Here is a 20,176-nt window from a genome sequence, read left to right as displayed (position 1 = left end):
ATAAGAAAGGTGGGTAGGAAATTAATTTCTCTAAAGTGTGAGTGTGGCTCAGTTGAAGGTGAGTTAACAATAAATAAAAGCTTAAATAATCATGTCGTTTGCTGTTGTGATGACTGCCAGACGTATGCACAGTATTTAGGTCGAAAAGATCTTCTTGATAAGTTTAATGGTACGGAACTTTTTCAAACTGCGCCTCGCTATATAAAAATCACGAAAGGCCAAGAACATCTTTCGTGTTTAAGGTTATCTCCAAAAGGCCTCTACCGCTGGTATGCAGGATGTTGTAATTTTCCAATGGTTAATACTCTAGGTGCAAAAATTCCATTTAATGGACTTGTTTGTGCATTTGTTACAGGCGATAAGTCAGCGTTAGGGGATATCCAGTCTTATAATATGATGAAGTTTTCTTCTTTTAAATCTAGTGAGTGGCCAAAAAATGGCTTCGAAAAATTTTCAAAACTTGCGGGACTTTTTATTTTAAAACTTCTTTCTTTGGGCACAATTCTTAGATTAACAAAGCCTAATTCTTTCTTTGATCTTGATTCTGGTCTGCCAAAAGTAGAACCACAGATACTATCAAAAGAAGAAAGAGATTATACAAGAAGTAAAATTCTACACATTGATAAGTAATGAAGCTGAAACAAAAGTTAATCTTACTTATTTTGATATTAAGTTTTCAAAAAACTTACGCCAATGAATGCGGCAGCTTTCTTTCTGATTTTACGGCACCTATTTGTACGGATGCTAAGTACATCTTTTGGACCGGGACAGGGATTACACTCGGACTTCGTTTGCTAAAAGAATATAAAGGAATTGATGAGATTCAAGAACGTGCTGCTCAGAAAAACCACCTTAAAGATCTTGGTCAATTTGGTGGAGATATTGGTTATGGTGTTCTAAATGGTGCCTATATTATTGGACAATATTTTTGGGGCGGAAGGCTTGGTAAAGAGCGTGCTTCACATATGTTACAAGCGACTGCCTACACAGTTGGAACAACAGTTGCTTTAAAGACTGCCGTTCATGAAACAAGACCTGGATATCCCGACGAAAATGACTCGTTTCCTTCTGGTCATGCTTCTGCTTCATTTGCATTTGCTTCTGTTGTAACTGCACAACATGGCTGGGGCTGGGGTTCTGCAGCACACTTGGCCGCTATTTTTATTTCTTTTAGTCGCTTAAATGATAGTTGGCACTATCTACATGATGTTACTGCTGGAATGACTATAGGCTTAAGTTATGGATGGGGAATTTATTTTAATCATGTGGAGTATAATAAGCCTTACTGGTTAACTGTGCTTCCTACAGCGAAGCTCGATGGCCTTGCATTTAGTTTTTCACAAAGTTTTTAAAAATAAAAAAGGGCACTTAATAAGTGCCCTTGTATTTTATCTATGTAAATTAATTCTAGAAGTCAGTAATTCTTGAAACTAAATCTGGAGCGTCGATAAAAGGATTTCTATTTCCTTGAATGTCTTCAATTCTATCATTTCTTACACGCTCATCTTCATCAACAGGATCTAGCTCATGCCATTGGCGAAGAGTTTCTTCCATTTCCGTGCTGATTTTACGGTCGTAACGAATAGAAAAGTAGAACATTGCTCTTGCAACATTACCTTTGTGGTAAGTTGGTGGCTCGTATGTATTTCCATCAAATTTAGATGCTGGACAGTAGTCTAGTCTTGAGTTCTTTGCGTCTACTTTTCCAAAGTTATAATTACCACGCGTACTATTTGCTCTGTTTTGAGAAGGGTATAGGTGGTGAAGATCACCTACTTGATATTTTGCCAGAGCACCACGATCAAATTTAGATTGTGGCCAAGTGTGCTCACAATTTACTACCTCGTGGTTAGGGATTGTGCCCTTAGCGATTTTTCCAATTCTTGGAGTTGAGTTTGTATATACTTCGTCACAGTATACATCGCGAATATATAAGCTATTTCCATTGTCTCTTTCTAGGTGAAGATTTCCAAAAAGGTGCTTTCTTGCAACTTTATAAGAGTTCTTCGTGTGACCTTTTGTCGTTAGTCTTTCAAGTTCATAGCGAATACCATCAGAAGATCCTGAGCTTGCTAGGATTTCTTTGGCCTTTTCGAGGTTGCTTGATGAGTATGCGCATAAGCAAAGTGCGGATACAATTAAAAGTTTAAACATTCAATTCTCCAAGTGTTCATTATTGTGTGTGTATAAATGTTATAAGGTAGTAGTATTAAGTTGTCTAATATTTAAAATTAGTCATATCTAATAGGTTTTTTGTTTTTATGTAATATCCAGTGGTTTGCGAAGCATCATGAAAAACTCTTATTCCAGCAATCGAATCTATTCATTTTTTTTATTAAATTGAATTAACTAAAGTCTTCTTACTCAAAATGATTTGGGGTTGGATTAAGGAGAGTATTATGAAAAAGTTAATTTTAGGTCTTGCAGTTGTTCTGTGTTTTTCTAAAGCTGTTTACGCAGAGGTTGTTGTTATTCCACAAAGTTCGATAAATTTATATGTTGGTTCTTTCTCTAATATGGAAGCTGAATTGAAGGATAAGATTTTTGAAGCGGCCATTGAGAAATGTGGAGACTTAGAAAACGCACGTATTGGTAAAACTGAAATTCAATTAACATTAGGTAATGTTTTCAAATTTCCAGTTCAGTCAAAAGCTTTAGAGGGCTTAATTGAGGGCTCATACCCACAAGTAAGTGCTGTTACGAATATATCTTGTCGTAGGTAAAGTTTGGTTAAAAATAATGGCGTATATCAGGTCATAATCTTAAGTTAAGTTCGCAGTAAACATAGACGATTTGTTTACTGTGAAACTTGGCCTGTCAAAAATCTCATTAACAATTCTTGTCTTAGGAATCTCTTTCCTTGCGCTCTTATATCATCAAAGAGAAGTACTTCTTCGTGACAAGTATCAAGAAGAGTTTACTAGTGGTGCTCAAAAAATTATTTCAAGTATACAGGCCAATCGAATTGTTCGTGGTGAAGCCTTGGTTGGGATCTCACATTTCTTTGCTTCGTCATTAAATGTAAATAAGTGGGAGTTCAATAACTTCACAAAATCAACTTTAAATAAATTAAAAATCTCGGCCATTTGTTATAGCGGTGAAAATGGAACAACTTACGAAACTTTGCAGTCTAAGGGAAAGACTTGTGGCAAGTTTGGCAAGAATAATAAGGTGATTTTTGATACTGCAACATCCGATATTATCTTACAAGAATTTGTAAGCTCTGTTGATGGAACTAAGGGGAGGGCCTATATGATCTTTTCGTTCTCCTCTTTATTACCTTCAAATGTCAATCGAGGAGACTTGTCAAATTATCGAGTGAATCTAGATGTCGGTTATGGTGAAGGTGATAAGAATTACAATTTTTATCGTCAAGAGGAGCCATTTGCTACAGATGGTAATACAAATTATTACTTAACTGTATCTAGTCCAAAAACTTTATCAACACTTACGGTTTCATTTGATTACATTATTAACCTTGTTCTCTTTTTATTCATCATTATCCTAACTGTTTACATTATTGAAACAGGAAGAAAGCGAGAGTATCTGATTTCAAAAAAAGTAAAGAGACAAGAAGAAGCAATAAAAAAGCAGTATGAAGAATTAGGAAGACAAAAGAAGTTGGCAAGCCAAAATGAAAGGTTGGCCTCGATTGGAATTCTTGCAGCAGGAATTGGGCATGAAATAAATAATCCATTAACAATTATCTTAGGTCATTTAAAGTCTTTGAAAAAAAGAGTTACAAATAGTCATAAAGAAGAAATTATTGAAAAGATTGAAAAGTCAGAGTCAGCTGCACTTCGAATAGAAAAAATTGTATCAGGCTTAAGAAAGTTTTCACGGCAGACTCAAGATGATGAGCCAACAGATTTTAGTGTGCATAATGTTTTTAAAGATACTGTCTCAATGCTTAAAGACTTCTATGATAAAGATAATGTACATCTAAATCTCTATATGCATGTGAGTGATGAAGCATTGATAAAGGGTGAGAGAGGAAAATTTCAACAAGTTTTAATCAATTTAATTTCAAATGCTCGAGATGCAGTTGAAGGGAAGGAAAATGGAAAGATCAATGTCATTGTAAAAGAAAATAATGATCGAATTATTTTTAAAGTCGAAGATAATGGCCATGGAATTAGTGAAGAAGAACGTGAGAGAGTATTTGATCTGTTTTATACCACCAAGGATGTTGGTAAAGGTACAGGAATGGGACTTTCCATTGCTCATGGATTTATTAAAGATGATTTTAACGGAAAGATTGCATTGAAAAGTGTTGTTGGTATTGGAACAGTATTTAAAGTTTCACTCCCGATACATTATGGAAGAGAAGAACTACCATCACAGGAGAATAAAGTGGTTAGTTTAAGTGATTTTAAGATGAAGTTTCGTGCAATTGTAGTTGATGATGAAGAAGGTATTAGAGATCTACTTCAGGAGATTCTACAGGATGCAGGAATTACTGTATCGCTAGCAGAAAATGGTAAGGTTGCTTATGAAATGTACCTCCAAAGGCCAGAGGACTATGACCTAATTATAACTGATATGAAAATGCCTGTTATGAGTGGCCCAAAATTAATTAAAAGTATCAGAAACAATAAACAATTAAAGCAGCCGAGAATTTTAATTTCAACAGGCTGTGTGAGTATAAACTTTGAAGGCGAAGATCGCGAAGTTGCTGAAATGGTTGACGGATTTTTGTATAAGCCGTTCTCCGAAGAAGATATAGTTCAAGAAATCACAAAGGCAATGAATGTTGCTGTTGAAAAGAAGATCGCTTAACAATTAAGAATGTAATAGTAAATTGTTTGGTTTTTGTTAAGTATGTTAAGTTTTGAATAAGTAATTGCCGGGCCCTTTCGCCCGTCGTAGAAGTGCATTAGAATAGAATGGTAGCAACGTTTAGGCGTTGGTTCAGTTTAAGAAAATTAGGAGTGTAAGATGAAGCGTTTATTTATTCTTGCTATTTTCTTAACTTCGCCACTTTCTTTTGCAGCTAATGAGAGAAAAATTAACAGCTCTGAAACTTACAATGCGCCAAAGAGTAAAGTGAATGAATTAAGCAATTATGCAAATGGAAAAAAGAGAAGTCATCAAAGAAAGAACTACAAGAGAAGTTATGATGACATCCAGGATTACCGCGAGGTACTCCAATCAGAAACAAGAGAACGTTAAAAAAAAAGGCTACATAAAGTAGCCTTTTTTATTATAGTAGTGATAGTTCAAAGCTTACGACATCGCATCTCTCGTCAATTACCGTCTCAAGCTTATATGCACCTGAGTAAGTATTGAAGTAAGCCGAATAAAGATCTAGTCCTTCTTCGTTTAGTCCGTCAAAAGAGATATTAGTTTGATATTCGTTATAAACTTCGTCGTAAGAAACTGCTAGCTCTTGAGCTAGGATATCCATTGACTGAAGTTCAGCTTCTAAGCGACATGAAGCGTATGTGCTTGATAATGCAATAATAGAAACAAGTACTAGTTGAATAAATAATTTCATAAGGGCTCCTCATATTGATTTAAAGAGCTTATATGAATTTTGTTTTGATAGGTCAATTAGCATTGAGTATATATGAAAAAATTAATCTAATCTTATTATAAATTACGGATTCCCCATAATATCTTTTACCTGAGATTGGATATTCTTAAATTGCTTGGAGTTAAAATCAATATTTTGGGCAGCACTATCTACTGTTAGCTCTGTGTTTGTATTTGTCGTTTGCTGTGAGGCAAGCTTTCTTCCTAATTCACTTAGTTGGTTCCATTCTTGATCTGGCATTGCTACCAGTTTTGACTTTGCTTGCTCAGCTTCATCTTTACCAATGATTCCTCTGGCAACCATTTGGTCAATCATTGAGACTGTTGCATTGCGATCTATTTGCTGAGCATAGACAAATGTCGATAGTTTAAGTGATAAAATAAGTATCAATGGCCTTAAATAATTCATATTTGTCTCTCTCTATTCATATACCAAATTCATGCAGAGATTATAAATGAGAAACAGATTTGACCAAAAACTAACGAAATTTTAGTACTTTATATAGATAAGTCTTGGTAAAGTAGACCAATATTTGACAACTAATTTTGGAGGTTAAAATGAAGTTTCTCCACACAATGGTTAGAGTAACTAGCCTAGACGAAAGTATGGACTTCTATTGTAATAAACTTGGACTTAAAGAGGTTCACCGTATCGAGAGTGAAGCGGGTCGATTTTCACTTGTCTATTTAAGTGCACCTGAAGATGAAGAAAAAGCATTAAAGGAGCAAGCTCCACTAATCGAGCTTACTTATAATTGGCCTGATGAAAATGGTAATACTGAAAAGCTACCTACGAGTAGTCGAAATTGGGGCCATTTAGCGTTTCGTGTTGATGACATTTATGAAACTTGTCAGAAACTAATGGATCAAGGGGTGACAATTAATCGTCCACCTAGAGATGGATATATGGCATTCTTAAAATCGCCAGATGATATCTCAATAGAGTTACTTCAAAAAGGTGAGCCATTGGCCCCATCTGCACCATGGAAAGATATGGAGAATATCGGATCTTGGTAAAATTCATATTAATGGACGCTGCTGTGTTTCTAACCTAGAATAGAAATATGGCAGCAGACATTGGTAATGATACCCGAAATATAAAATACTACTTTTCTTTTATCGCTCTTGGCGTCCTGACTGGAATTGCTTCGTCTGTCTTTTTACACCTTTTAAAAATCGTTACATCTTTAAGGTTTCGTTATAGCTACCTTATTTATTTTCTTCCAATTGCAATGGTTGCTGTAAATTTCTGTTATAAGAAATTTTCTCCAATAAGTGAGAAGGGAAATAATCTTATTATTGATGAAATTCACAATCCAAAAAGGGATATTCCCCTTATCATGATTCCCCTGATTTTATTTTCGACGCTACTCTCTCATTTATTTGGTGCAAGTGTTGGCCGAGAGGGAAGTGCTGTTCAGATGGGGGGAGCAATTGGCAATTATCTGGCTAAATTATTCAATCATTCAAAAAGAAAGAGGGCGGTTCTTCTTATGGCCGGATGTGGGGCCGGGTTTGGCTCTGCTATTGGTGCTCCCTTTGCTGGAGCAATCTTTGGCATTGAGGCCATTTACTTAAATGCAAGAATTAAGTTATCGACTTTTCTTGAGTGCTTAATTGCTTCTTATATTGGCTTTTACACAACACATCTATTATATGCGCCACACTCAAATTATATTCGATTCAAATTTTTAGGTTTTTCATGGAATCTAATCTTCTATGCACTTATTGCTGGAGCTGCCTTTGGTCTAGTTGCAAGGATATTTGTTTTAACTGTTGAGAAATCAAAATTGAAAATTAAAACTTTGGGAAAACCTTTGCTAATTACATTTACGGGAAGTGTTGTTTTATTACTTTTCTACTTTGTACTTAATGACTTCTACAAGCAGCGCTACACTGGACTAGGTATCGAAGTTATTCAGCAGGCATTAATAGAAGTTGTTTCAATAAAAGATTTTATTTTAAAATTCATACTCACGGCAATTTCTCTTGTTTCAGGAATTAAAGGAGGAGAGTTTACACCTCTTGTTTATATTGGAACGACAATGGGCTCTTGGATGTCATCGATTGTTGCGATCAATCCAAACTTTCTCGCTGCTCTTGGGTTCTGTGTTGTTTTTGGAAGTGCTTCAAATACACCTCTTGCTTGTATTGCTATGGGAGCTGAGATCTTTGGTTATGAATTATTGCCATATCTCTTTGTTGCGATGACCGTAGGACAATTTGTCTCGGGTAAGAAGACAATTTACACATCTCAAATCGTTAAGAAGTTTAGATAGTTGACCAAAATACTTTCTAATTAAATCTGGCAAGTTAAATTTTTTTCTTCACAGACTGTTTTTTTAATTTCTATAATAACTTGTTTATATTTATTTATGTGCTTTCAGGGAGGAAAGAGATGAGAAAATCAACGCTATTGATTGCTCTTTTTGCTGCAATCTTTTCAATTCAATCTTATTCATGTGATATTCATGGAAAAACAGGAATCATGCCAGAGAACGATCTATACCGTGGTGTTGACGCACTAACAGGTAATGGAATGACTGAAGAGTTATTCAATATCATCATTGATCGTGCAAACGAAGTTTACGCTCCAGTTGTTGAAACTGAAGGTGCAACTCTAAAGTTTCACCGTAAATGGGAAGATGGAACAGTAAATGCTTACGCTAACCAAGGTGGCGGAGTATGGAATGTTCACATGTTTGGTGGTCTTGCTCGTCACGAGCTAGTATCTCCAGATGGATTTGCTCTTGTAGTATGTCACGAACTAGGTCACCACCTAGCTGGTGCTCCAAAAATCAAAAGATTTTGGGTTTCTTCATGGGCATCAAACGAAGGTCAGTCTGATTACTGGGCTTCACTTAAGTGTTTCAGAAGAATCTTCCAAGATGATGACAATGCTCGTATCGTATCAAAAATGGATATCGATCCAGAAGTTGAGTCAAAGTGTAATGCTGTTTGGTCTGATTCAAATGAAAATGCTCTATGTAAGAGAATGGCACAAGCTTCAAAAGGTCTAGCGACTCTTCTGAACTCTGGTCGTTCAGTATCTTTCACAACACCAGATATGTCTGTTGTTAGAAAAACTGATGACAAGCACCCAGCTGGTCAGTGTCGTCTAGATACTTACTTCCAAGGTGCTCTTTGTGACAAAGACCTAAATGATGACGTATCTAAAACAGATGCTCTTGCTGGTACTTGTAACAGAGTAGATAACTACGAAACAGGTATTAGACCACTATGTTGGTATAAGCCAAAAAATATGTAATTAAATTTTAAATTATATATAAAAAGAAAGGCAGGTTTTAAACCTGCCTTTTTTATTTCTATTGATTGATGACTTCTTGGATCGCTTCAATTTTACCATCAATTTGATAATGGTTATCAAGGCCTAGAAGCCTTAAGACAAGAGGGAAGATGTGAATATTCTCTTTTGAGTCTGCAATGTAATTCTTTTTAAAATCTGGCCCTTGAGCGTAGAAAATTCCATGCATCTGCTGATTTGTAAACTGATCCCAGCCATGTGAGCCCGCCGGTGTATCAAAGTCTGTTGCGGCAATCCACCAACCAGCATTAGCAATACAGGCAAATGTTCCAATACGAACATTATTTTTGAAATTGTATCGTGATGGAATTGAATCTTTATCATAGCACTTAAAGTTCTTTGCTTTTGCGTTTATTTGTTTAAGTGTTGCTTGAATATCTAAGACGATCTTTTGTTCTGTTTCTTTTTTATAGAATTGAACAATTGGTCCCTCTCCAAAAATTCGATAATCATCTTTTAACAGAGCTAGCGTTTCATCTTTTAAGATAATTTCCTTCTTGTTCTGATCAATATCTTCCATTCCATGATCTGAAACAATTATGATATTTAGATTTGGAACAAGTTTTGTTGCTGCTGTGATTAATTTCTCAAGAGAGGTGTCTACATTCTCAATGGCCTCTTTTACTTCTTTTGATTTTGTTCCGTAATGGTGGCCGGCAGAGTCCACATCTGGGAAGTAGAGAGTCATGAAGTATGGCCTTTCTTTAGTCGGTAGTTTTAGCCATTCTAGGATCTGTTTGATGCGATTTTCATGTGGCATTTTATGAATATAGTCATACCAATACGAAGGTCTTATTCCTGAAATATCAGCTTCAGATCCTGGCCAAAATAGAGTAGCAGTCTTTAGTCCTTGCTCTTCTGCAGCTGTCCAAATCGTAGGTGAAAGATAGAAGTTCTTATTTCTTACCGCTTTTCGATCTTTTAGAGAGTAGTTTAACTTTAGATCTGGAGCATAGAAATGATTTGCCACAATTCCATGATTCATCGGGTAGCTACCTGTTGCAATCGAGAGATGATTTGGAAATGTTTTCGTCGGATAAGAAGGAATGAGACTTTTTAATTGAGTTCCTTCATTTGAAAATTTTGTTAAAAACTTTGGTTTATAGTTCTTTGTATAATCGTATCGATAACCATCAAGAGAAATAAGAAGTACAGGGTTTATATTTTGTAATTCTTCTTCAGAGGCCACATTCTGGCTTGATCTCTCAATATGATAACTATTCTTGTAAGTGGAGTCGTTCTTCGTACATGAGCTATACGAGAATAAGCTTATTATTGCTAACGGAGCTAGTAACTTCTTCATTGGTTAATCCCTTGTAAATCAATATTTACTTAGATTGTAAGGGATTAACCGTATTCTTGTATATTAGGAATTAATAACAGTTATAATCGTCATAATCGATGTCAGAGAACCTGAACTTCAATGTACGAATATGGTCTAGAGGGATATCGTATTCTTGACGAAATAATCCATCTATATCCTTTGTGAAAATAATTCCATCTACTACTCTGTATTCAACTGCTTCAATTGTCATAAACTCTATCTCCTTCTTCATGAAGAAATTTTAAGACAAGTGATTAAAGGTGAACAAGTAAAGATTTTCTTAAGAAATGCTCTAAAGCCCCGTTTCTTAAGGTTATCTTAAGGTTCGTTAACGCTTAAAAAGAGGGTGAGTTCCTACACCCGTGTATTCACTAGTGATGTAGATACATGCAACAATAAAAGATGTTACGATTATTGTTGATAGTAGGAGTGTAACATTTTCTGACATTCCTTTCTCTTCTAAATAATTAACTAGCTTGGCCTGTCCCCAGATACCAAAAACGATGGTTACAATAAATAGAATACCTGTTGAAACAAGTGTCAGGAGGATATTTGAAATTTCAGTATAGTCACTATCAGGAGCGACATTTGCTGTCGTGTTCTTTGTGATTTTTCCACTTGGAAGGATGAGAGGCCCTCCGGATGTCTGAGCATCCAGAGAGACTTCACGTTTTACTGATTCTGTTGGAAGGTAAAAGCGAGAAAAAGCCGGCTTATCATTTGATTGATAGGCTTCGATCGTAAAGTTGATGATAACTTCTTCACCAACAACAAGTCCGCCGTCAAAGTTTTTACTCCAGTTGATACCAAAGTCAAAACGATTGATCTTAAAGCTTCCTTCAAAGTAGATCCCTTCTTTATTAGTCCAAGGATCAGTACGCTTACCAAGATATTTTAAGCTAACAGGAATAGTCTTCGTTTTTTCTTTTACTGTTATCGCTAGCTTTGCATCGGCCTTTTTGTCTTTTAAAACAATGGCCTGAGCACTTTTAAATTTGATAATTGGAAAACTCTCAGCATTGAAGAATTCATTTTTCTTTAAGTGCTGATCTCTTTTCTTATCAAAAGTATTGATACTCTTAACGATGATCTCACCTTGAAGATCAGAGATCGTATTATCGTCTTTCTTAAAGTAAATTGTGTAATCGTCAAATTGACCTTCAACATCAGTCAAGGCCATGTACTTAACACTGAACTTTAATTTTGAATGTTCTTTATTAACAATATAAGATGATCCAAGAGTATTAAGGGAAATTAGTAGGGCAAAAAAAAGGTGCCCAATAAGGCACCCTTTGTAATTATTTAACAAATTTTTCATTATAGTCCTCTACGCCGAGGTTGATAACTTTCATTGCTGTTTCAGCATTGTATGTTTCTGTAATTTCTACTTTAGCTTCACCATCTTTTACAGGGATTTCCTTGTAAGTTAGGAAGTAGTGCTTAAGTTCTGCAAGTACAGCTGCAGGAACTTGATCGATATCAGTGATGTGACCAAACATTGCATCGTCTTTTAATACAGCGATGATTTTATCATCAATTTCACCACCATCTAGCATTCTAAAACCACCAACAGGAATACAGTTAACTAGGATATCACCTTGAACAATATTCTTTTCCGCAAGTACACAAATATCGATTGGATCATGATCTCCAACAATTCCTGTGCGTTCTGTTTCTGCTTCAGCAAAGCTTGCTGATTTTGAGTCAGAGTAAGTGCGTGGGATTAATCCATATAATTGTGGAATAATATTTGAGAACTTCTGTGGACGATCTACCATTAGGTATCCACTTTCTTTATGAACTTCATATTTCACGCGGTCATTAGGAGTAATTTCGATATAAGCATTAAGAACTTTCTTATCTTCATTGTCCCAAGTCTTGATACCATGCCATGGATTTGGCCTAAACATTTTTCCATATTTCTCTAAGAAATCATTTAGCTCTGAGTTAGTCATTATTAATCCTTTTTGTGAATATTTTGGCATTAACTTAGCACAAAGAGGATAGTCTAGGAAGTTTTATCAGGCCCAATAAAAAGGGATTCGTCGCTACTTCGAAAAGAAGCGAATGATCTCTGCAAATGCACTTTTTGGTCCATTTACTGTATTCTTTAGATTGTTTTTATTGAGCTCACTTATAGCATGAGCGCTATGGGTAGTAGCGTTAAGAATACCAATCTTCGCCTCAATATCATCGAGGATTTTCTTAAGAAATGCTTCTTCTTTTGGGTCGAGCTCATCAGAGCGAAAGACAATATTTGCTAGGTGATGGAGTTGGCTTAAGTGAGCAGGGTAGTTTACTTTATGAATGAATTCATCTGGGCGATGTCTTTGAATCAGGTCTTCTTTTAGCTGAAGTCTATCTTTATCTTCAAGCTTGGCATTGTTGATAAAGTCTTGAATTAGAGTTTTTTCTTGTTCTGAAACAATATTATCGAGATGAGTCAGAGAAACTAGTGTTCTCCACATATTTAGGAAACTATCGTACTTCTTATCATCACTTAAACTATTCATTGAAATATCTTAGCACAACTGAAAAATCAGCTATTTAGGCATGACACTCTTTGCCTAGTGAACGCGAGACTATAAAGAAGGTATAATTTTTAGGACGGGCGGTAGTGTAAATTTATGAAAGTCGAAGATTACTCTAAGAAAATTACTCAAATGAATCAGGAGCAGCGAAAGCAGCTCAATCATATTCGTGAAGGCTATCAGTCCAATCTTCAAAATATTCAAGATAAGAATTCTCATAAAATCGATAATATTAAGCATGAGCACGCAAAGAAGCAGCAGGCCCTTATTGAGGATAATCAGCAAAAACTTGATGAAGCTGCAAAGAAGGCCAAGCTTGCTATGGCCAAGTCAAAAGAATTCTTTCGCGAAAGAAATGAGCAAATTAGAGAAGACTTTCATAAGACTTCCACTGATCAAAAGTCTAAATTCGACGAAAAGCTTGCTAGCTTAAAACAAGCTTATGCAGATACTATTGAACAAAGAGATACTACATACGAAAGTAGTTTAGAGTCACAAAATAAAAGATCACAAGAGCGAATTGCACTTAATCAAGACCGTTTCCAAGATACGATTAAGCAATTAAATGAGCACACGAGTGAATCAAATCAAAAGCTTAATGCTGACTTCGCTGCCCGTGAAAAAGCACAAGTAAGAAGAAATCGTGACCAATTAAATGAGCTTAAGTCACAATTTTCTCTAGAGAATCGTGACCTTAAAAATGCCGCTGACAAAAATCTTAGAAAAGTTGTCGATGAAGGCAAGAGACGTGAAGACTTCTTAGTTGCTTCTAAGAAAAATGCATTGGAAGAAGCAAACCAATCTTATCTTCGTCAAATTAATGAAAAGCAAGCAGGTGTTGATCAAATTGCTCGCGATCTTCATATGAAAACGCAAAAGTCTCTACAAGACCAAAGACTCAGTCACGAAAAAGAGGTCTCTGAGTTAATCAGAGATCAGGTTAGTAAAAGAGAAGATATCAAAGGTGATCATGATCTCGATATTGCTCGTTTCAAAAATTCTCAGTCGATGAGCCAAATGGAGCAAAAAGGTGTTGAAGATAAATTTCAACAAAAGATAGATCGCTTAAAAGAGCTTAACTCTCAAGTCATTAAAGATTTTGAGGATAAGTTAGTTGAAAAAGACAATGCGGTAACAAAAAGAGTTAAGGATCAGTCTCGTGAGCAACAGGCCCGTATGGCCGATTTTCAAAGTGAGACCAGAGCGAATGCTGATGAGATACAAGCTCGCTCTCAAAGACAGCATGAAATTAAAAAGGCCCAATATAATAGAAATATTTCTTATGAAAAAAAGGTTGCTGAAGACAATATTGTTCAAAAAGAAAATCAATTTCGTGAGTTGATGGATGGCCAGAGAAATCACTTTAGAAATAATCTTATTCGTACAGAAGAGAAGAATCTCGAAACAGTTAAGTCTTTGCAAGATTCATTTAGAGAAGAAAAAGAAGAGATCAATGCTCGTAATCACGAGATGTATGCAGATACACTAAAATCTCATCGCCAAGAAATGGATAAGAAAATCTCTGATATCCAGGCATCATATGAAAGTAAATTTCAAGTTCAAGAAGAGCACTTAAAGAAGTCAATTGCTGATGCTGAAGAAAAGCTATATATGCTGAGAACAACTTCAAAGAGAAAGCAGCAGTCTGAAAGTGAATTCTTTCAAGAACAGTCTCGTATGCAAAGAAGCGAAATGAAGGAAAATTTGGATCATATTAAGGATCAGTATGAGAAACAATTCCAAGCGCTTCGTGACGACTTTAACACTCGCCTTAAAATGGTAAAAAGAGAAAATGAAGTAAAAACATCTCGTATGACCCATAATCATAATCTTGAAAAACAGAAGATGACAGCAGATCACAATACAGATATGAGAAGAAAACTTAATCTTGCTCAGAAAAAGCTAGAGAGACAAATGAGCGACTCGCAAAGACTTAGAGATCAGCTTGTTTCAAGTTACGAAGAGAAGATTAAGAACCTTAAAAAACAATATGAATTAAAACAAATTGAAGAGTATAAGCAAGTTTAATGAAAGTAGTTATTCAACGAGTCTCTAGTTCTAATGTAAAAGTAAATAATAAAGTCGTGGCCCAGATATCTAAGGGCCTTCACTTACTAGTCTGTATTGAACATGACGACAACCGACAAACAATCCAAAAGGCCTGTGAGAAGATCCTTGCTTTAAGAATATTTGCAGACGAGCAAGGAAGAATGAATCGTTCTGTTGTGGATATTGAAGGAAGTATTCTTGCGGTTTCACAATTCACTCTTTCTTGGAATGGTAAGAAAGGTAATCGACCAAGCTTTGATGGAAGCGCCAAGCCTGAAGTTGCAAATAAATTATTTGATGAGTTTGTTGAGATACTAAAAAGCACTGTCCCTGTAGAGAAGGGAGTCTTTGGAGAAAGCATGGCCGTCGAAATACATAACGACGGGCCAGTAACTTTTCATATTGAATTTTAATTAAGCAGTAACTTTAGATTTAGATCCTTCTTTTTCTCTTTTCTCCATTCTAACTGCTGTTTTCCAAATTCCAGCAAAGATGAAGGCAAAGATCACAAAGAAAGTCATAACGTGAAGAACTTCAATCGTCAGAGAAGATGCAATATATGCTGTATCTCTAACTGGCTCTAGCATTTCACCTTTAGGAACAATAGACGTCTCGTAAACTTTAGTGTTTTCCATGGGGTCTCCGTTTAAGTAGTCGATATTGCGTCAATATTAAACAATTTAAGAAAATTGTCCAGTATTAACTTACTACAAATATGAAATAGAAAACATGTTCTTTATCAGTTTTTTGTTTAGATTCGAAATAAGTATAAATTTCATGGCACTTATGCAAGTATGGACAATCCATTTTTTGTATTTTAAATACAATTTATTTTTATTTTCATCATATGGAGGGGATATGAGATTTTTTACATTTGCCTTATTACTAGGGCTATTAGTTGGTTGTAAGACTGAATTTAAAGGTACTCTAGCAGTTGACTCTGCTGTAGAGCTTAAGTCTAAAGATGATAGTATTTCACTTGCTCAAGGTGAGTACAAAGCTAAGCTGAAGTTTATCGGTAAGAGAAAGCTTAAGATTCAAGTTGCTGGTGAAAAGCTAACTGTTAAATTCGATGAGAAGTTTAAGCTTCCAAGTAATGGAGAGTTTACACTTGATAAGGCCGACACAACTCTAAATTATGATCTTCATGGAACGATCACAACTGATATCGAGCGTGGACCAATTCGCCACCGTGATGAATTCTGTGAAATTACTATTCCTGAAGTTGTTTGTAGCAGTAGAAGAAGACAGTGTACGACAGTATATCGTCGCTACCCAGGTCGTCGTTTTGTTGAGTACCGTGATGACATTATTTCTAAAGTATTTAGAATTGATGTTGCAGATGCTGGTCAAACTTACTCGACTTTTGATGCAACTTCTAGAGACTACGACCGTGTTTACCTTTATCAAGGACGTTGTGGTTTTTAATTAAATCAAAATTAACTAAATGAAAAGGCCCTCTGTGTGAGGGCCTTTTTTATGCTATACCTTTGTTGATATCGTCGATTTGCTCATTAAGTGTCCAAAAGTCATAAAGAACGCCAAAGAGGAAGAAGCCACCCGTTAGAAGATAGAGTATCCCCATAAGAATCTTTCCTTGATAAAACTTATGAAATCCAAAGACACCTAGAAATGTTAGAAGAATCCAAGCGATATTATAATCAAGGACGCCCTCATAATAGCGATTATCACATTCTTCATCCATAGAAGGAATTAGAAAGATATCTACTAGCCAGCCAAGCCCTAAAAGGCCTAGTGTTAGCATCCAGATCGTTCCTGAGATAGGCTTACCATAGTAGAAGCGATGAGCTCCCATAAATCCAAAAAGCCACAATAGATATCCCATGACTTTACTGTGAGAGTTATTAGGGAGAATTCCTTGTTGTTGATTCATTATTTATACTCCTTTAGACCCCATGGAGGTGCTTTGCGCTCACTTAAAAGAAGCTCAAAGGCATCTTCTATTTTTTCAAAAATTTCCTTGGCCTCAAAGAAATCCTCTAGCTCTTCCATTTGCTCTTCTTCATCAAGAGACAGGGGGATACCAGTGATAAAATAGTTAAGCTCTTGACCTTCATACTTAGCATTTATCGTTAATGTATGAAATTTCATTTCATTATTTTGGTACTTCGTAAGCTTTGTACCAGATAGAAATAAATGGTATTTATCATTTGTGTCTGGGCCGATTTCAGTAGTGAAAAAATACTCAATATCGTTAAATTCGCAAGAGAACTTCATATTTTGCTCGTTGGTTTATTAGATTTAAATTTAAGTTACACTAATATTATACTAGACTTGGAGATATATGTGAAAGTTGATTATTTAATGAACTCAAATGGAGATAACGTGAGCGAAGAAAATAAGTCGAAAGACAGGAAAGAGCCTCGTCGCATTCTAGTTTCAAGTGATAAAAAAACTCTTAACCTTGCTGATAAAGATATCTTAATTGTGGCCTCAAAACTTAAGAAATATATTAAGGATAAGCATGGCCTAAATACTTCTGCAAATGTCATGGAAATCTTGTCTGATATCATTAGAGTAAAATGCGATTCTGCGGCCGAGCGTGCAAAGCAAAGCGGAAGAAAGACACTTCAAGAAAAAGATTTTTAAGTAATGTCCAAATTAGATGAAATAGCCAATAGTGTAGAGCTTTATTCTTCTGAGACGAAGTCGACAGTTACATTGTTTGGAGGAAGTTTTCATCCATTTCATCAAGGGCATCTTGAGTGTCTAAATCAATGTAGTGAGTTTGAAGACAATATTATCATTGTCTTAGACTACAGCCCTTGGAAGTCCAATGAACAAGAGGATCCGTACGGAGAGTATCTAAAGATCAAAGATGCCACAGGAGCTCGATTTCCTATCTATACGGGCTTTTGGGCCCAGAAGCTTAGAAGACCCACATATGAGTGGCTGCAAGAGGTTAAATACCCAAATATTAATTGGTTGATGGGTGATGATACATTTGGCTCATTTTTAAAATGGTATGAAGTTGAAAAAGTATGTCAGCTGCTTTCAAAAATCTATGTTGTGCCTCGTGATGAGAAAATGGATGAGTATAGGGAAGTGGAAGCTAAGATAAAAGAGTTTAATCCAAAGCTTGAGGTGATCTATCTTAAGCCTCATGAGTATCAAGAGCTAAGTTCGACAAGAATTAGATCCCAAAAATAAGAAAGGCTCCATAAATGGAGCCTTTTATTTTCAAGCCTAATGTAATTAGGTTCTACTTTACTTTCCAGTAGTACTCAATAACTAGCTGAGAGTTGAATTCAAATGGTACATCTGATTCAAGAGGAGCAGCAACCATAGTTGCTTTCTTCTTATCTGTACCTTCAACATTGTAACAAGCTGGAACTGCTGCGAAACGTGGAGTTTCTTGAGTTTGCTTGTAAAGTTGGTTGTTATAACCTTTCTCAGTTAGAGAGATAACATCACCTTGGCCAACGATGAAAGATGAACGGTCAACTTTCTTTCCGTTAACTAGGATTTGTCCGTGAGAAACCATTTGAGAAGCTGCCATCATTGATGGTGCAAATCCAAGTCTGAAAACTACGTTGTTCAGTCTTGACTCAAGGTTAGATAGAAGTACTTCCATCCATGGCTTACCTGCAGTGTTCTTCTTAGCTTGCTTAACGTAAGTAACAAGTTGCTTTTCTCTTAGACCGTAGTGGAATACTAGTTTTTGTTTTTCTTTTAGACGAACGGCGTAGTCAGAAATTTTCTTTCTTTTGTTACCGTGTACACCTGGTCCGTATGGACGACGTGCTAATGCACCAGCTTTACCAAGACCTGGAAGTTCAACACCTAGTGCTCTTTGGATTTTAAAGCGTGATCTCGCTGTAGTACTCTTTGCCATTGTTGGCTCCTTTTGAATAAAAAAGACTTTAGGGACAAGGAAAAGTTACATCACATCTCAAAGGCTAACGCCTTAGGCCCATCAATCTTACTTAATATTTTCGGATGTAACTGAAGCTTTATAGCGAACAATGGCCACTATTGTCAATGGGAAAGGATGTAAATATTAGATATTATATAAGTTTCAGAGTTCAGACTTAAAGATATCAAGCACTTGTATAGTTTTACTTCCAGGTTTTCCATTTCCGATCGTTGTATCGTCAACTTTTACAATTGGAACAAGGTATTTTGTTGATGATGTAAGAAAGCATTCGTCAGCTTCTTTAAGCTCACTTCCCGTGAAGTTTACCTCTTCAAATGGGATGCCTTGTTCGCCAAGAATACGAATAACATTTTCTCTGGTAATACCTTTAAGAAGTCCAGCTGCAATAGGGGGCGTTTTAAAAATACCATCTTTTACTATCCAGATATTACTCGTTGTACATTCTGTGACATTGCCATCTTGGTTAAGCATGATGGCATCAAAGTAGCCTGCTTCTTTGGCCTCGTTATATGCAAGGATATTATTAAGATAGTTTCCAGATTTGATATTTGGGTCCATCGACTTGACTGGATTTCTAAGAGTTGAAGCGATAATTACCTCAACACCATCTTCATACCAAGTGCTAGGATTTTCAGGAAGCTCTTTACCGATGATAATGACATTTTGATTACTGGCCGCTTGCGGGTCAAGAGTAATTTCTCCCTCTCCTCGTGTGACAATTAATCGTATATAGCATCTGTCATGACCTGCTTCGTGCAGCTTCTTTGCAACGTCTACAATGCGCTTTTCATATTCAGTAAAGTTGAGTTGAAGATGCATGTGCATCTTTAAAGCAGAGTTTTGTAAGCGTTCAAGGTGCTCTTTTAGAAAACCAATTTTACCATTTCTAACTTCCGTTACTTCGTAGACAGAGTCACCGTAGAGGAAGCCGCGATCAAGTACAGATATTTTTGCATCTTCTTCTCGCTCTAGAATTTGGCCATTGATACTTATTACTTTCATGGGAGAATTGCTTTGTATCCTTCTGGGATGATATTCCAGGCGTCATTCTCGAAGCGAATTTCTTTTGTTTCCTTACCCATTAGATAAATCTTCTGGCCACATTGTAGCCACTCGAGGATTCCACCAAATAAATTTGTAAACTTTGTATTAGGATTAGTTTTAGAGAGCTCGAGTATTGCCTTCGTTGAACGAGTTCCAATTGTAGAGTAGACGACAACTTCTTTGCCTTGAAGTTGAGGATAGACTTCATGAAGCTTCGATAAAGGAATTGCGCGTTCAATGTGAGAAACTTCAAATTGATAAATATCTCGTGCATCTACAATTACGAGGCGATTATCTTTTAAACGTAAGCGTCTTTTTAGGTAGTCACAGTCGATATTTTCAACGCTTGGGTACTTCTTAGAAAGGGCGGTTGCCATACTGCCAATAACTTTTCTCTGATCCTTGATTCCATCAGTTCCGATACAAGAAGTTAGCAGAAGTATTGAGAGAACAATATATTTCATAATTTG

Annotated in this window: 27 protein-coding genes; 13 read left to right on the top strand and 14 right to left on the bottom strand. The window is 36.0% G+C overall.

Translation table 11 applies throughout. The features are described 5' to 3' along the window. Positions 1 to 9: 9 nt before the first annotated feature. Positions 10 to 630, top strand: a complete 621-nt coding sequence (locus ACMAYX_RS06055; protein WP_103219109.1) for a DUF6151 family protein — start codon at positions 10 to 12, stop codon at positions 628 to 630. Beyond that, a complete protein-coding gene (locus tag ACMAYX_RS06050) occupies positions 630 to 1,352 on the top strand; it encodes a phosphatase PAP2 family protein (protein WP_103219110.1) in 723 nt (240 codons plus the stop codon). Before ACMAYX_RS06055 ends, ACMAYX_RS06050 begins: the two co-directional genes overlap by 1 nt. A gap of 55 nt (positions 1,353 to 1,407) precedes the next feature. On the opposite strand, the gene ACMAYX_RS06045 is transcribed toward ACMAYX_RS06050, so the two are convergent. Beyond that, the gene (locus ACMAYX_RS06045; protein ID WP_103219111.1) at positions 1,408 to 2,154 is read right to left on the bottom strand and encodes an endonuclease I family protein; all 747 of its coding nucleotides are present in this window, start codon (positions 2,152 to 2,154) and stop codon (positions 1,408 to 1,410) included. Positions 2,155 to 2,399: 245 nt separating this feature from the next. Between ACMAYX_RS06045 and ACMAYX_RS06040 the strand changes: the two genes are divergently transcribed. The 3 genes from ACMAYX_RS06040 to ACMAYX_RS06030 all read left to right on the top strand — a co-directional run bounded on the left by ACMAYX_RS06040 (position 2,400) and on the right by ACMAYX_RS06030 (position 5,172). Then, positions 2,400 to 2,723 carry a hypothetical protein gene (locus ACMAYX_RS06040; RefSeq protein ID WP_412471916.1) on the top strand — a complete coding sequence of 108 codons (324 nt, stop codon included), beginning with the start codon at positions 2,400 to 2,402 and terminating at the stop codon, positions 2,721 to 2,723. A gap of 79 nt (positions 2,724 to 2,802) precedes the next feature. Beyond that, on the top strand, positions 2,803 to 4,779 hold the full coding sequence (locus tag ACMAYX_RS06035; RefSeq protein WP_412471917.1) for an ATP-binding protein: 1,977 nt from the start codon (positions 2,803 to 2,805) through the stop codon (positions 4,777 to 4,779). 159 nt (positions 4,780 to 4,938) lie between these two features. After that, positions 4,939 to 5,172, top strand: coding sequence for a hypothetical protein (locus ACMAYX_RS06030; protein WP_103219114.1), 234 nt, complete (start codon positions 4,939 to 4,941; stop codon positions 5,170 to 5,172). A gap of 31 nt (positions 5,173 to 5,203) precedes the next feature. Here the strand turns inward: ACMAYX_RS06030 and ACMAYX_RS06025 are convergent, their stop codons facing one another. After that, complete coding sequence (locus ACMAYX_RS06025) at positions 5,204 to 5,497, bottom strand: hypothetical protein (RefSeq protein WP_412471918.1); 294 nt, start codon at positions 5,495 to 5,497, stop codon at positions 5,204 to 5,206. A 102-nt stretch (positions 5,498 to 5,599) separates the two neighbouring features. Further along, on the bottom strand, positions 5,600 to 5,944 hold the full coding sequence (locus tag ACMAYX_RS06020) for a hypothetical protein (RefSeq protein ID WP_103219116.1): 345 nt from the start codon (positions 5,942 to 5,944) through the stop codon (positions 5,600 to 5,602). Positions 5,945 to 6,093: 149 nt separating this feature from the next. Between ACMAYX_RS06020 and ACMAYX_RS06015 the strand changes: the two genes are divergently transcribed. From ACMAYX_RS06015 to ACMAYX_RS06005, 3 genes are all read left to right on the top strand, one after another. Continuing rightward, positions 6,094 to 6,552 (top strand): VOC family protein, encoded by a 459-nt coding sequence (locus ACMAYX_RS06015; RefSeq protein ID WP_103219117.1) that lies wholly within the window; start codon positions 6,094 to 6,096, stop codon positions 6,550 to 6,552. A gap of 47 nt (positions 6,553 to 6,599) precedes the next feature. Then, positions 6,600 to 7,814: a chloride channel protein gene (locus ACMAYX_RS06010; protein WP_412471919.1), complete on the top strand. Its 1,215-nt coding sequence runs from the start codon at positions 6,600 to 6,602 to the stop codon at positions 7,812 to 7,814. A 119-nt stretch (positions 7,815 to 7,933) separates the two neighbouring features. Next, the gene (locus tag ACMAYX_RS06005) at positions 7,934 to 8,803 is read left to right on the top strand and encodes a hypothetical protein (protein WP_103219119.1); all 870 of its coding nucleotides are present in this window, start codon (positions 7,934 to 7,936) and stop codon (positions 8,801 to 8,803) included. A 58-nt stretch (positions 8,804 to 8,861) separates the two neighbouring features. Here ACMAYX_RS06005 and ACMAYX_RS06000 read toward each other — a convergent pair whose 3' ends face one another. The 5 genes from ACMAYX_RS06000 to ACMAYX_RS05980 form a co-directional block, all read right to left on the bottom strand. Continuing rightward, on the bottom strand, positions 8,862 to 10,163 hold the full coding sequence (locus ACMAYX_RS06000) for an ectonucleotide pyrophosphatase/phosphodiesterase (RefSeq protein WP_392992418.1): 1,302 nt from the start codon (positions 10,161 to 10,163) through the stop codon (positions 8,862 to 8,864). 70 nt (positions 10,164 to 10,233) lie between these two features. Then, on the bottom strand, positions 10,234 to 10,416 hold the full coding sequence (locus tag ACMAYX_RS05995) for a hypothetical protein (RefSeq protein ID WP_146037917.1): 183 nt from the start codon (positions 10,414 to 10,416) through the stop codon (positions 10,234 to 10,236). A gap of 96 nt (positions 10,417 to 10,512) precedes the next feature. Continuing rightward, complete coding sequence (locus tag ACMAYX_RS05990) at positions 10,513 to 11,502, bottom strand: YceI family protein (RefSeq protein WP_412471920.1); 990 nt, start codon at positions 11,500 to 11,502, stop codon at positions 10,513 to 10,515. Next, a complete protein-coding gene (locus tag ACMAYX_RS05985; protein WP_412471921.1) occupies positions 11,483 to 12,139 on the bottom strand; it encodes an inorganic pyrophosphatase in 657 nt (218 codons plus the stop codon). The genes ACMAYX_RS05990 and ACMAYX_RS05985 overlap by 20 nt, the downstream gene beginning before the upstream one ends. 93 nt (positions 12,140 to 12,232) lie before the next feature. After that, complete coding sequence (locus ACMAYX_RS05980) at positions 12,233 to 12,697, bottom strand: hypothetical protein (protein WP_392992413.1); 465 nt, start codon at positions 12,695 to 12,697, stop codon at positions 12,233 to 12,235. A gap of 114 nt (positions 12,698 to 12,811) precedes the next feature. Here ACMAYX_RS05980 and ACMAYX_RS05975 point away from each other — a divergent pair, with 114 nt between their 5' ends. Beyond that, positions 12,812 to 14,743: a hypothetical protein gene (locus ACMAYX_RS05975; RefSeq protein ID WP_412471922.1), complete on the top strand. Its 1,932-nt coding sequence runs from the start codon at positions 12,812 to 12,814 to the stop codon at positions 14,741 to 14,743. Beyond that, complete coding sequence (dtd, locus tag ACMAYX_RS05970; RefSeq protein ID WP_392992410.1) at positions 14,743 to 15,177, top strand: D-aminoacyl-tRNA deacylase; 435 nt, start codon at positions 14,743 to 14,745, stop codon at positions 15,175 to 15,177. Before ACMAYX_RS05975 ends, dtd begins: the two co-directional genes overlap by 1 nt. Here the strand turns inward: dtd and ACMAYX_RS05965 are convergent, their stop codons facing one another. Beyond that, positions 15,178 to 15,399 carry a hypothetical protein gene (locus ACMAYX_RS05965; RefSeq protein WP_103219125.1) on the bottom strand — a complete coding sequence of 74 codons (222 nt, stop codon included), beginning with the start codon at positions 15,397 to 15,399 and terminating at the stop codon, positions 15,178 to 15,180. Positions 15,400 to 15,622: 223 nt separating this feature from the next. Here ACMAYX_RS05965 and ACMAYX_RS05960 point away from each other — a divergent pair, with 223 nt between their 5' ends. Then, positions 15,623 to 16,192: a hypothetical protein gene (locus ACMAYX_RS05960; protein ID WP_103219126.1), complete on the top strand. Its 570-nt coding sequence runs from the start codon at positions 15,623 to 15,625 to the stop codon at positions 16,190 to 16,192. Between the two features lie 49 nt (positions 16,193 to 16,241). Here ACMAYX_RS05960 and ACMAYX_RS05955 read toward each other — a convergent pair whose 3' ends face one another. Beyond that, positions 16,242 to 16,658, bottom strand: coding sequence for an NINE protein (locus ACMAYX_RS05955; protein ID WP_103219127.1), 417 nt, complete (start codon positions 16,656 to 16,658; stop codon positions 16,242 to 16,244). Continuing rightward, a complete protein-coding gene (locus ACMAYX_RS05950; protein WP_103219128.1) occupies positions 16,658 to 17,002 on the bottom strand; it encodes a hypothetical protein in 345 nt (114 codons plus the stop codon). Before ACMAYX_RS05950 ends, ACMAYX_RS05955 begins: the two co-directional genes overlap by 1 nt. 69 nt (positions 17,003 to 17,071) lie before the next feature. On the opposite strand from ACMAYX_RS05950, the gene ACMAYX_RS05945 reads away from it, so the two are divergent. Both ACMAYX_RS05945 and ACMAYX_RS05940 read left to right on the top strand, forming a co-directional pair. Then, positions 17,072 to 17,374, top strand: a complete 303-nt coding sequence (locus ACMAYX_RS05945) for a hypothetical protein (protein ID WP_103219129.1) — start codon at positions 17,072 to 17,074, stop codon at positions 17,372 to 17,374. A gap of 3 nt (positions 17,375 to 17,377) precedes the next feature. After that, entirely contained in the window at positions 17,378 to 17,935 is a 558-nt protein-coding gene (locus ACMAYX_RS05940; protein WP_412471923.1) for an adenylyltransferase/cytidyltransferase family protein, read from the top strand. A 52-nt stretch (positions 17,936 to 17,987) separates the two neighbouring features. On the opposite strand, the gene rpsD is transcribed toward ACMAYX_RS05940, so the two are convergent. From rpsD to ACMAYX_RS05925, 3 genes are all read right to left on the bottom strand, one after another. Beyond that, a complete protein-coding gene (rpsD, locus tag ACMAYX_RS05935) occupies positions 17,988 to 18,620 on the bottom strand; it encodes a 30S ribosomal protein S4 (protein WP_103219131.1) in 633 nt (210 codons plus the stop codon). 183 nt (positions 18,621 to 18,803) lie between these two features. Next, positions 18,804 to 19,664 (bottom strand): aminotransferase class IV, encoded by an 861-nt coding sequence (locus tag ACMAYX_RS05930; RefSeq protein ID WP_103219132.1) that lies wholly within the window; start codon positions 19,662 to 19,664, stop codon positions 18,804 to 18,806. Further along, a complete protein-coding gene (locus ACMAYX_RS05925; RefSeq protein ID WP_103219133.1) occupies positions 19,661 to 20,170 on the bottom strand; it encodes a rhodanese-like domain-containing protein in 510 nt (169 codons plus the stop codon). The genes ACMAYX_RS05930 and ACMAYX_RS05925 overlap by 4 nt, the downstream gene beginning before the upstream one ends. Between the last annotated feature and the right edge of the window lie 6 nt (positions 20,171 to 20,176).

The sequence above is a fragment of the Halobacteriovorax sp. RT-2-3 genome (assembly GCF_047085075.1).
Taxonomy (GTDB): Bacteria; Bdellovibrionota; Bacteriovoracia; order Bacteriovoracales; family Bacteriovoracaceae; genus Halobacteriovorax_A.
The sequence above is the reverse complement of the archived record's forward strand: the minus strand, read 5'-3'. Positions and strand labels throughout refer to the sequence as shown.

Excerpts from the sequence above, each read along its gene's own strand:
- ACMAYX_RS06040 (WP_412471916.1), top strand. The coding sequence starts at position 2,400 with ATGAAAAAGTTAATTTTAGGTCTTGCAGTTGTTCTGTGTTTTTCTAAA.
- ACMAYX_RS05965 (WP_103219125.1), bottom strand. The coding sequence starts at position 15,399 with ATGGAAAACACTAAAGTTTACGAGACGTCTATTGTTCCTAAAGGTGAA.
- ACMAYX_RS06045 (WP_103219111.1), bottom strand. The coding sequence starts at position 2,154 with ATGTTTAAACTTTTAATTGTATCCGCACTTTGCTTATGCGCATACTCA.
- ACMAYX_RS06000 (WP_392992418.1), bottom strand. The coding sequence starts at position 10,163 with ATGAAGAAGTTACTAGCTCCGTTAGCAATAATAAGCTTATTCTCGTAT.
- ACMAYX_RS06005 (WP_103219119.1), top strand. The coding sequence starts at position 7,934 with ATGAGAAAATCAACGCTATTGATTGCTCTTTTTGCTGCAATCTTTTCA.
- rpsD (WP_103219131.1), bottom strand. The coding sequence starts at position 18,620 with ATGGCAAAGAGTACTACAGCGAGATCACGCTTTAAAATCCAAAGAGCA.
- ACMAYX_RS05940 (WP_412471923.1), top strand. The coding sequence starts at position 17,378 with ATGTCCAAATTAGATGAAATAGCCAATAGTGTAGAGCTTTATTCTTCT.
- ACMAYX_RS06015 (WP_103219117.1), top strand. The coding sequence starts at position 6,094 with ATGAAGTTTCTCCACACAATGGTTAGAGTAACTAGCCTAGACGAAAGT.
- ACMAYX_RS06050 (WP_103219110.1), top strand. The coding sequence starts at position 630 with ATGAAGCTGAAACAAAAGTTAATCTTACTTATTTTGATATTAAGTTTT.
- ACMAYX_RS06020 (WP_103219116.1), bottom strand. The coding sequence starts at position 5,944 with ATGAATTATTTAAGGCCATTGATACTTATTTTATCACTTAAACTATCG.
- ACMAYX_RS05960 (WP_103219126.1), top strand. The coding sequence starts at position 15,623 with ATGAGATTTTTTACATTTGCCTTATTACTAGGGCTATTAGTTGGTTGT.
- ACMAYX_RS05990 (WP_412471920.1), bottom strand. The coding sequence starts at position 11,502 with ATGAAAAATTTGTTAAATAATTACAAAGGGTGCCTTATTGGGCACCTT.
- ACMAYX_RS05995 (WP_146037917.1), bottom strand. The coding sequence starts at position 10,416 with ATGAAGAAGGAGATAGAGTTTATGACAATTGAAGCAGTTGAATACAGA.
- ACMAYX_RS05950 (WP_103219128.1), bottom strand. The coding sequence starts at position 17,002 with ATGAAGTTCTCTTGCGAATTTAACGATATTGAGTATTTTTTCACTACT.
- dtd (WP_392992410.1), top strand. The coding sequence starts at position 14,743 with ATGAAAGTAGTTATTCAACGAGTCTCTAGTTCTAATGTAAAAGTAAAT.
- ACMAYX_RS05955 (WP_103219127.1), bottom strand. The coding sequence starts at position 16,658 with ATGAATCAACAACAAGGAATTCTCCCTAATAACTCTCACAGTAAAGTC.
- ACMAYX_RS06010 (WP_412471919.1), top strand. The coding sequence starts at position 6,600 with ATGGCAGCAGACATTGGTAATGATACCCGAAATATAAAATACTACTTT.
- ACMAYX_RS05925 (WP_103219133.1), bottom strand. The coding sequence starts at position 20,170 with ATGAAATATATTGTTCTCTCAATACTTCTGCTAACTTCTTGTATCGGA.
- ACMAYX_RS06025 (WP_412471918.1), bottom strand. The coding sequence starts at position 5,497 with ATGAAATTATTTATTCAACTAGTACTTGTTTCTATTATTGCATTATCA.
- ACMAYX_RS05985 (WP_412471921.1), bottom strand. The coding sequence starts at position 12,139 with ATGACTAACTCAGAGCTAAATGATTTCTTAGAGAAATATGGAAAAATG.
- ACMAYX_RS06030 (WP_103219114.1), top strand. The coding sequence starts at position 4,939 with ATGAAGCGTTTATTTATTCTTGCTATTTTCTTAACTTCGCCACTTTCT.
- ACMAYX_RS05975 (WP_412471922.1), top strand. The coding sequence starts at position 12,812 with ATGAAAGTCGAAGATTACTCTAAGAAAATTACTCAAATGAATCAGGAG.
- ACMAYX_RS05930 (WP_103219132.1), bottom strand. The coding sequence starts at position 19,664 with ATGAAAGTAATAAGTATCAATGGCCAAATTCTAGAGCGAGAAGAAGAT.
- ACMAYX_RS05980 (WP_392992413.1), bottom strand. The coding sequence starts at position 12,697 with ATGAATAGTTTAAGTGATGATAAGAAGTACGATAGTTTCCTAAATATG.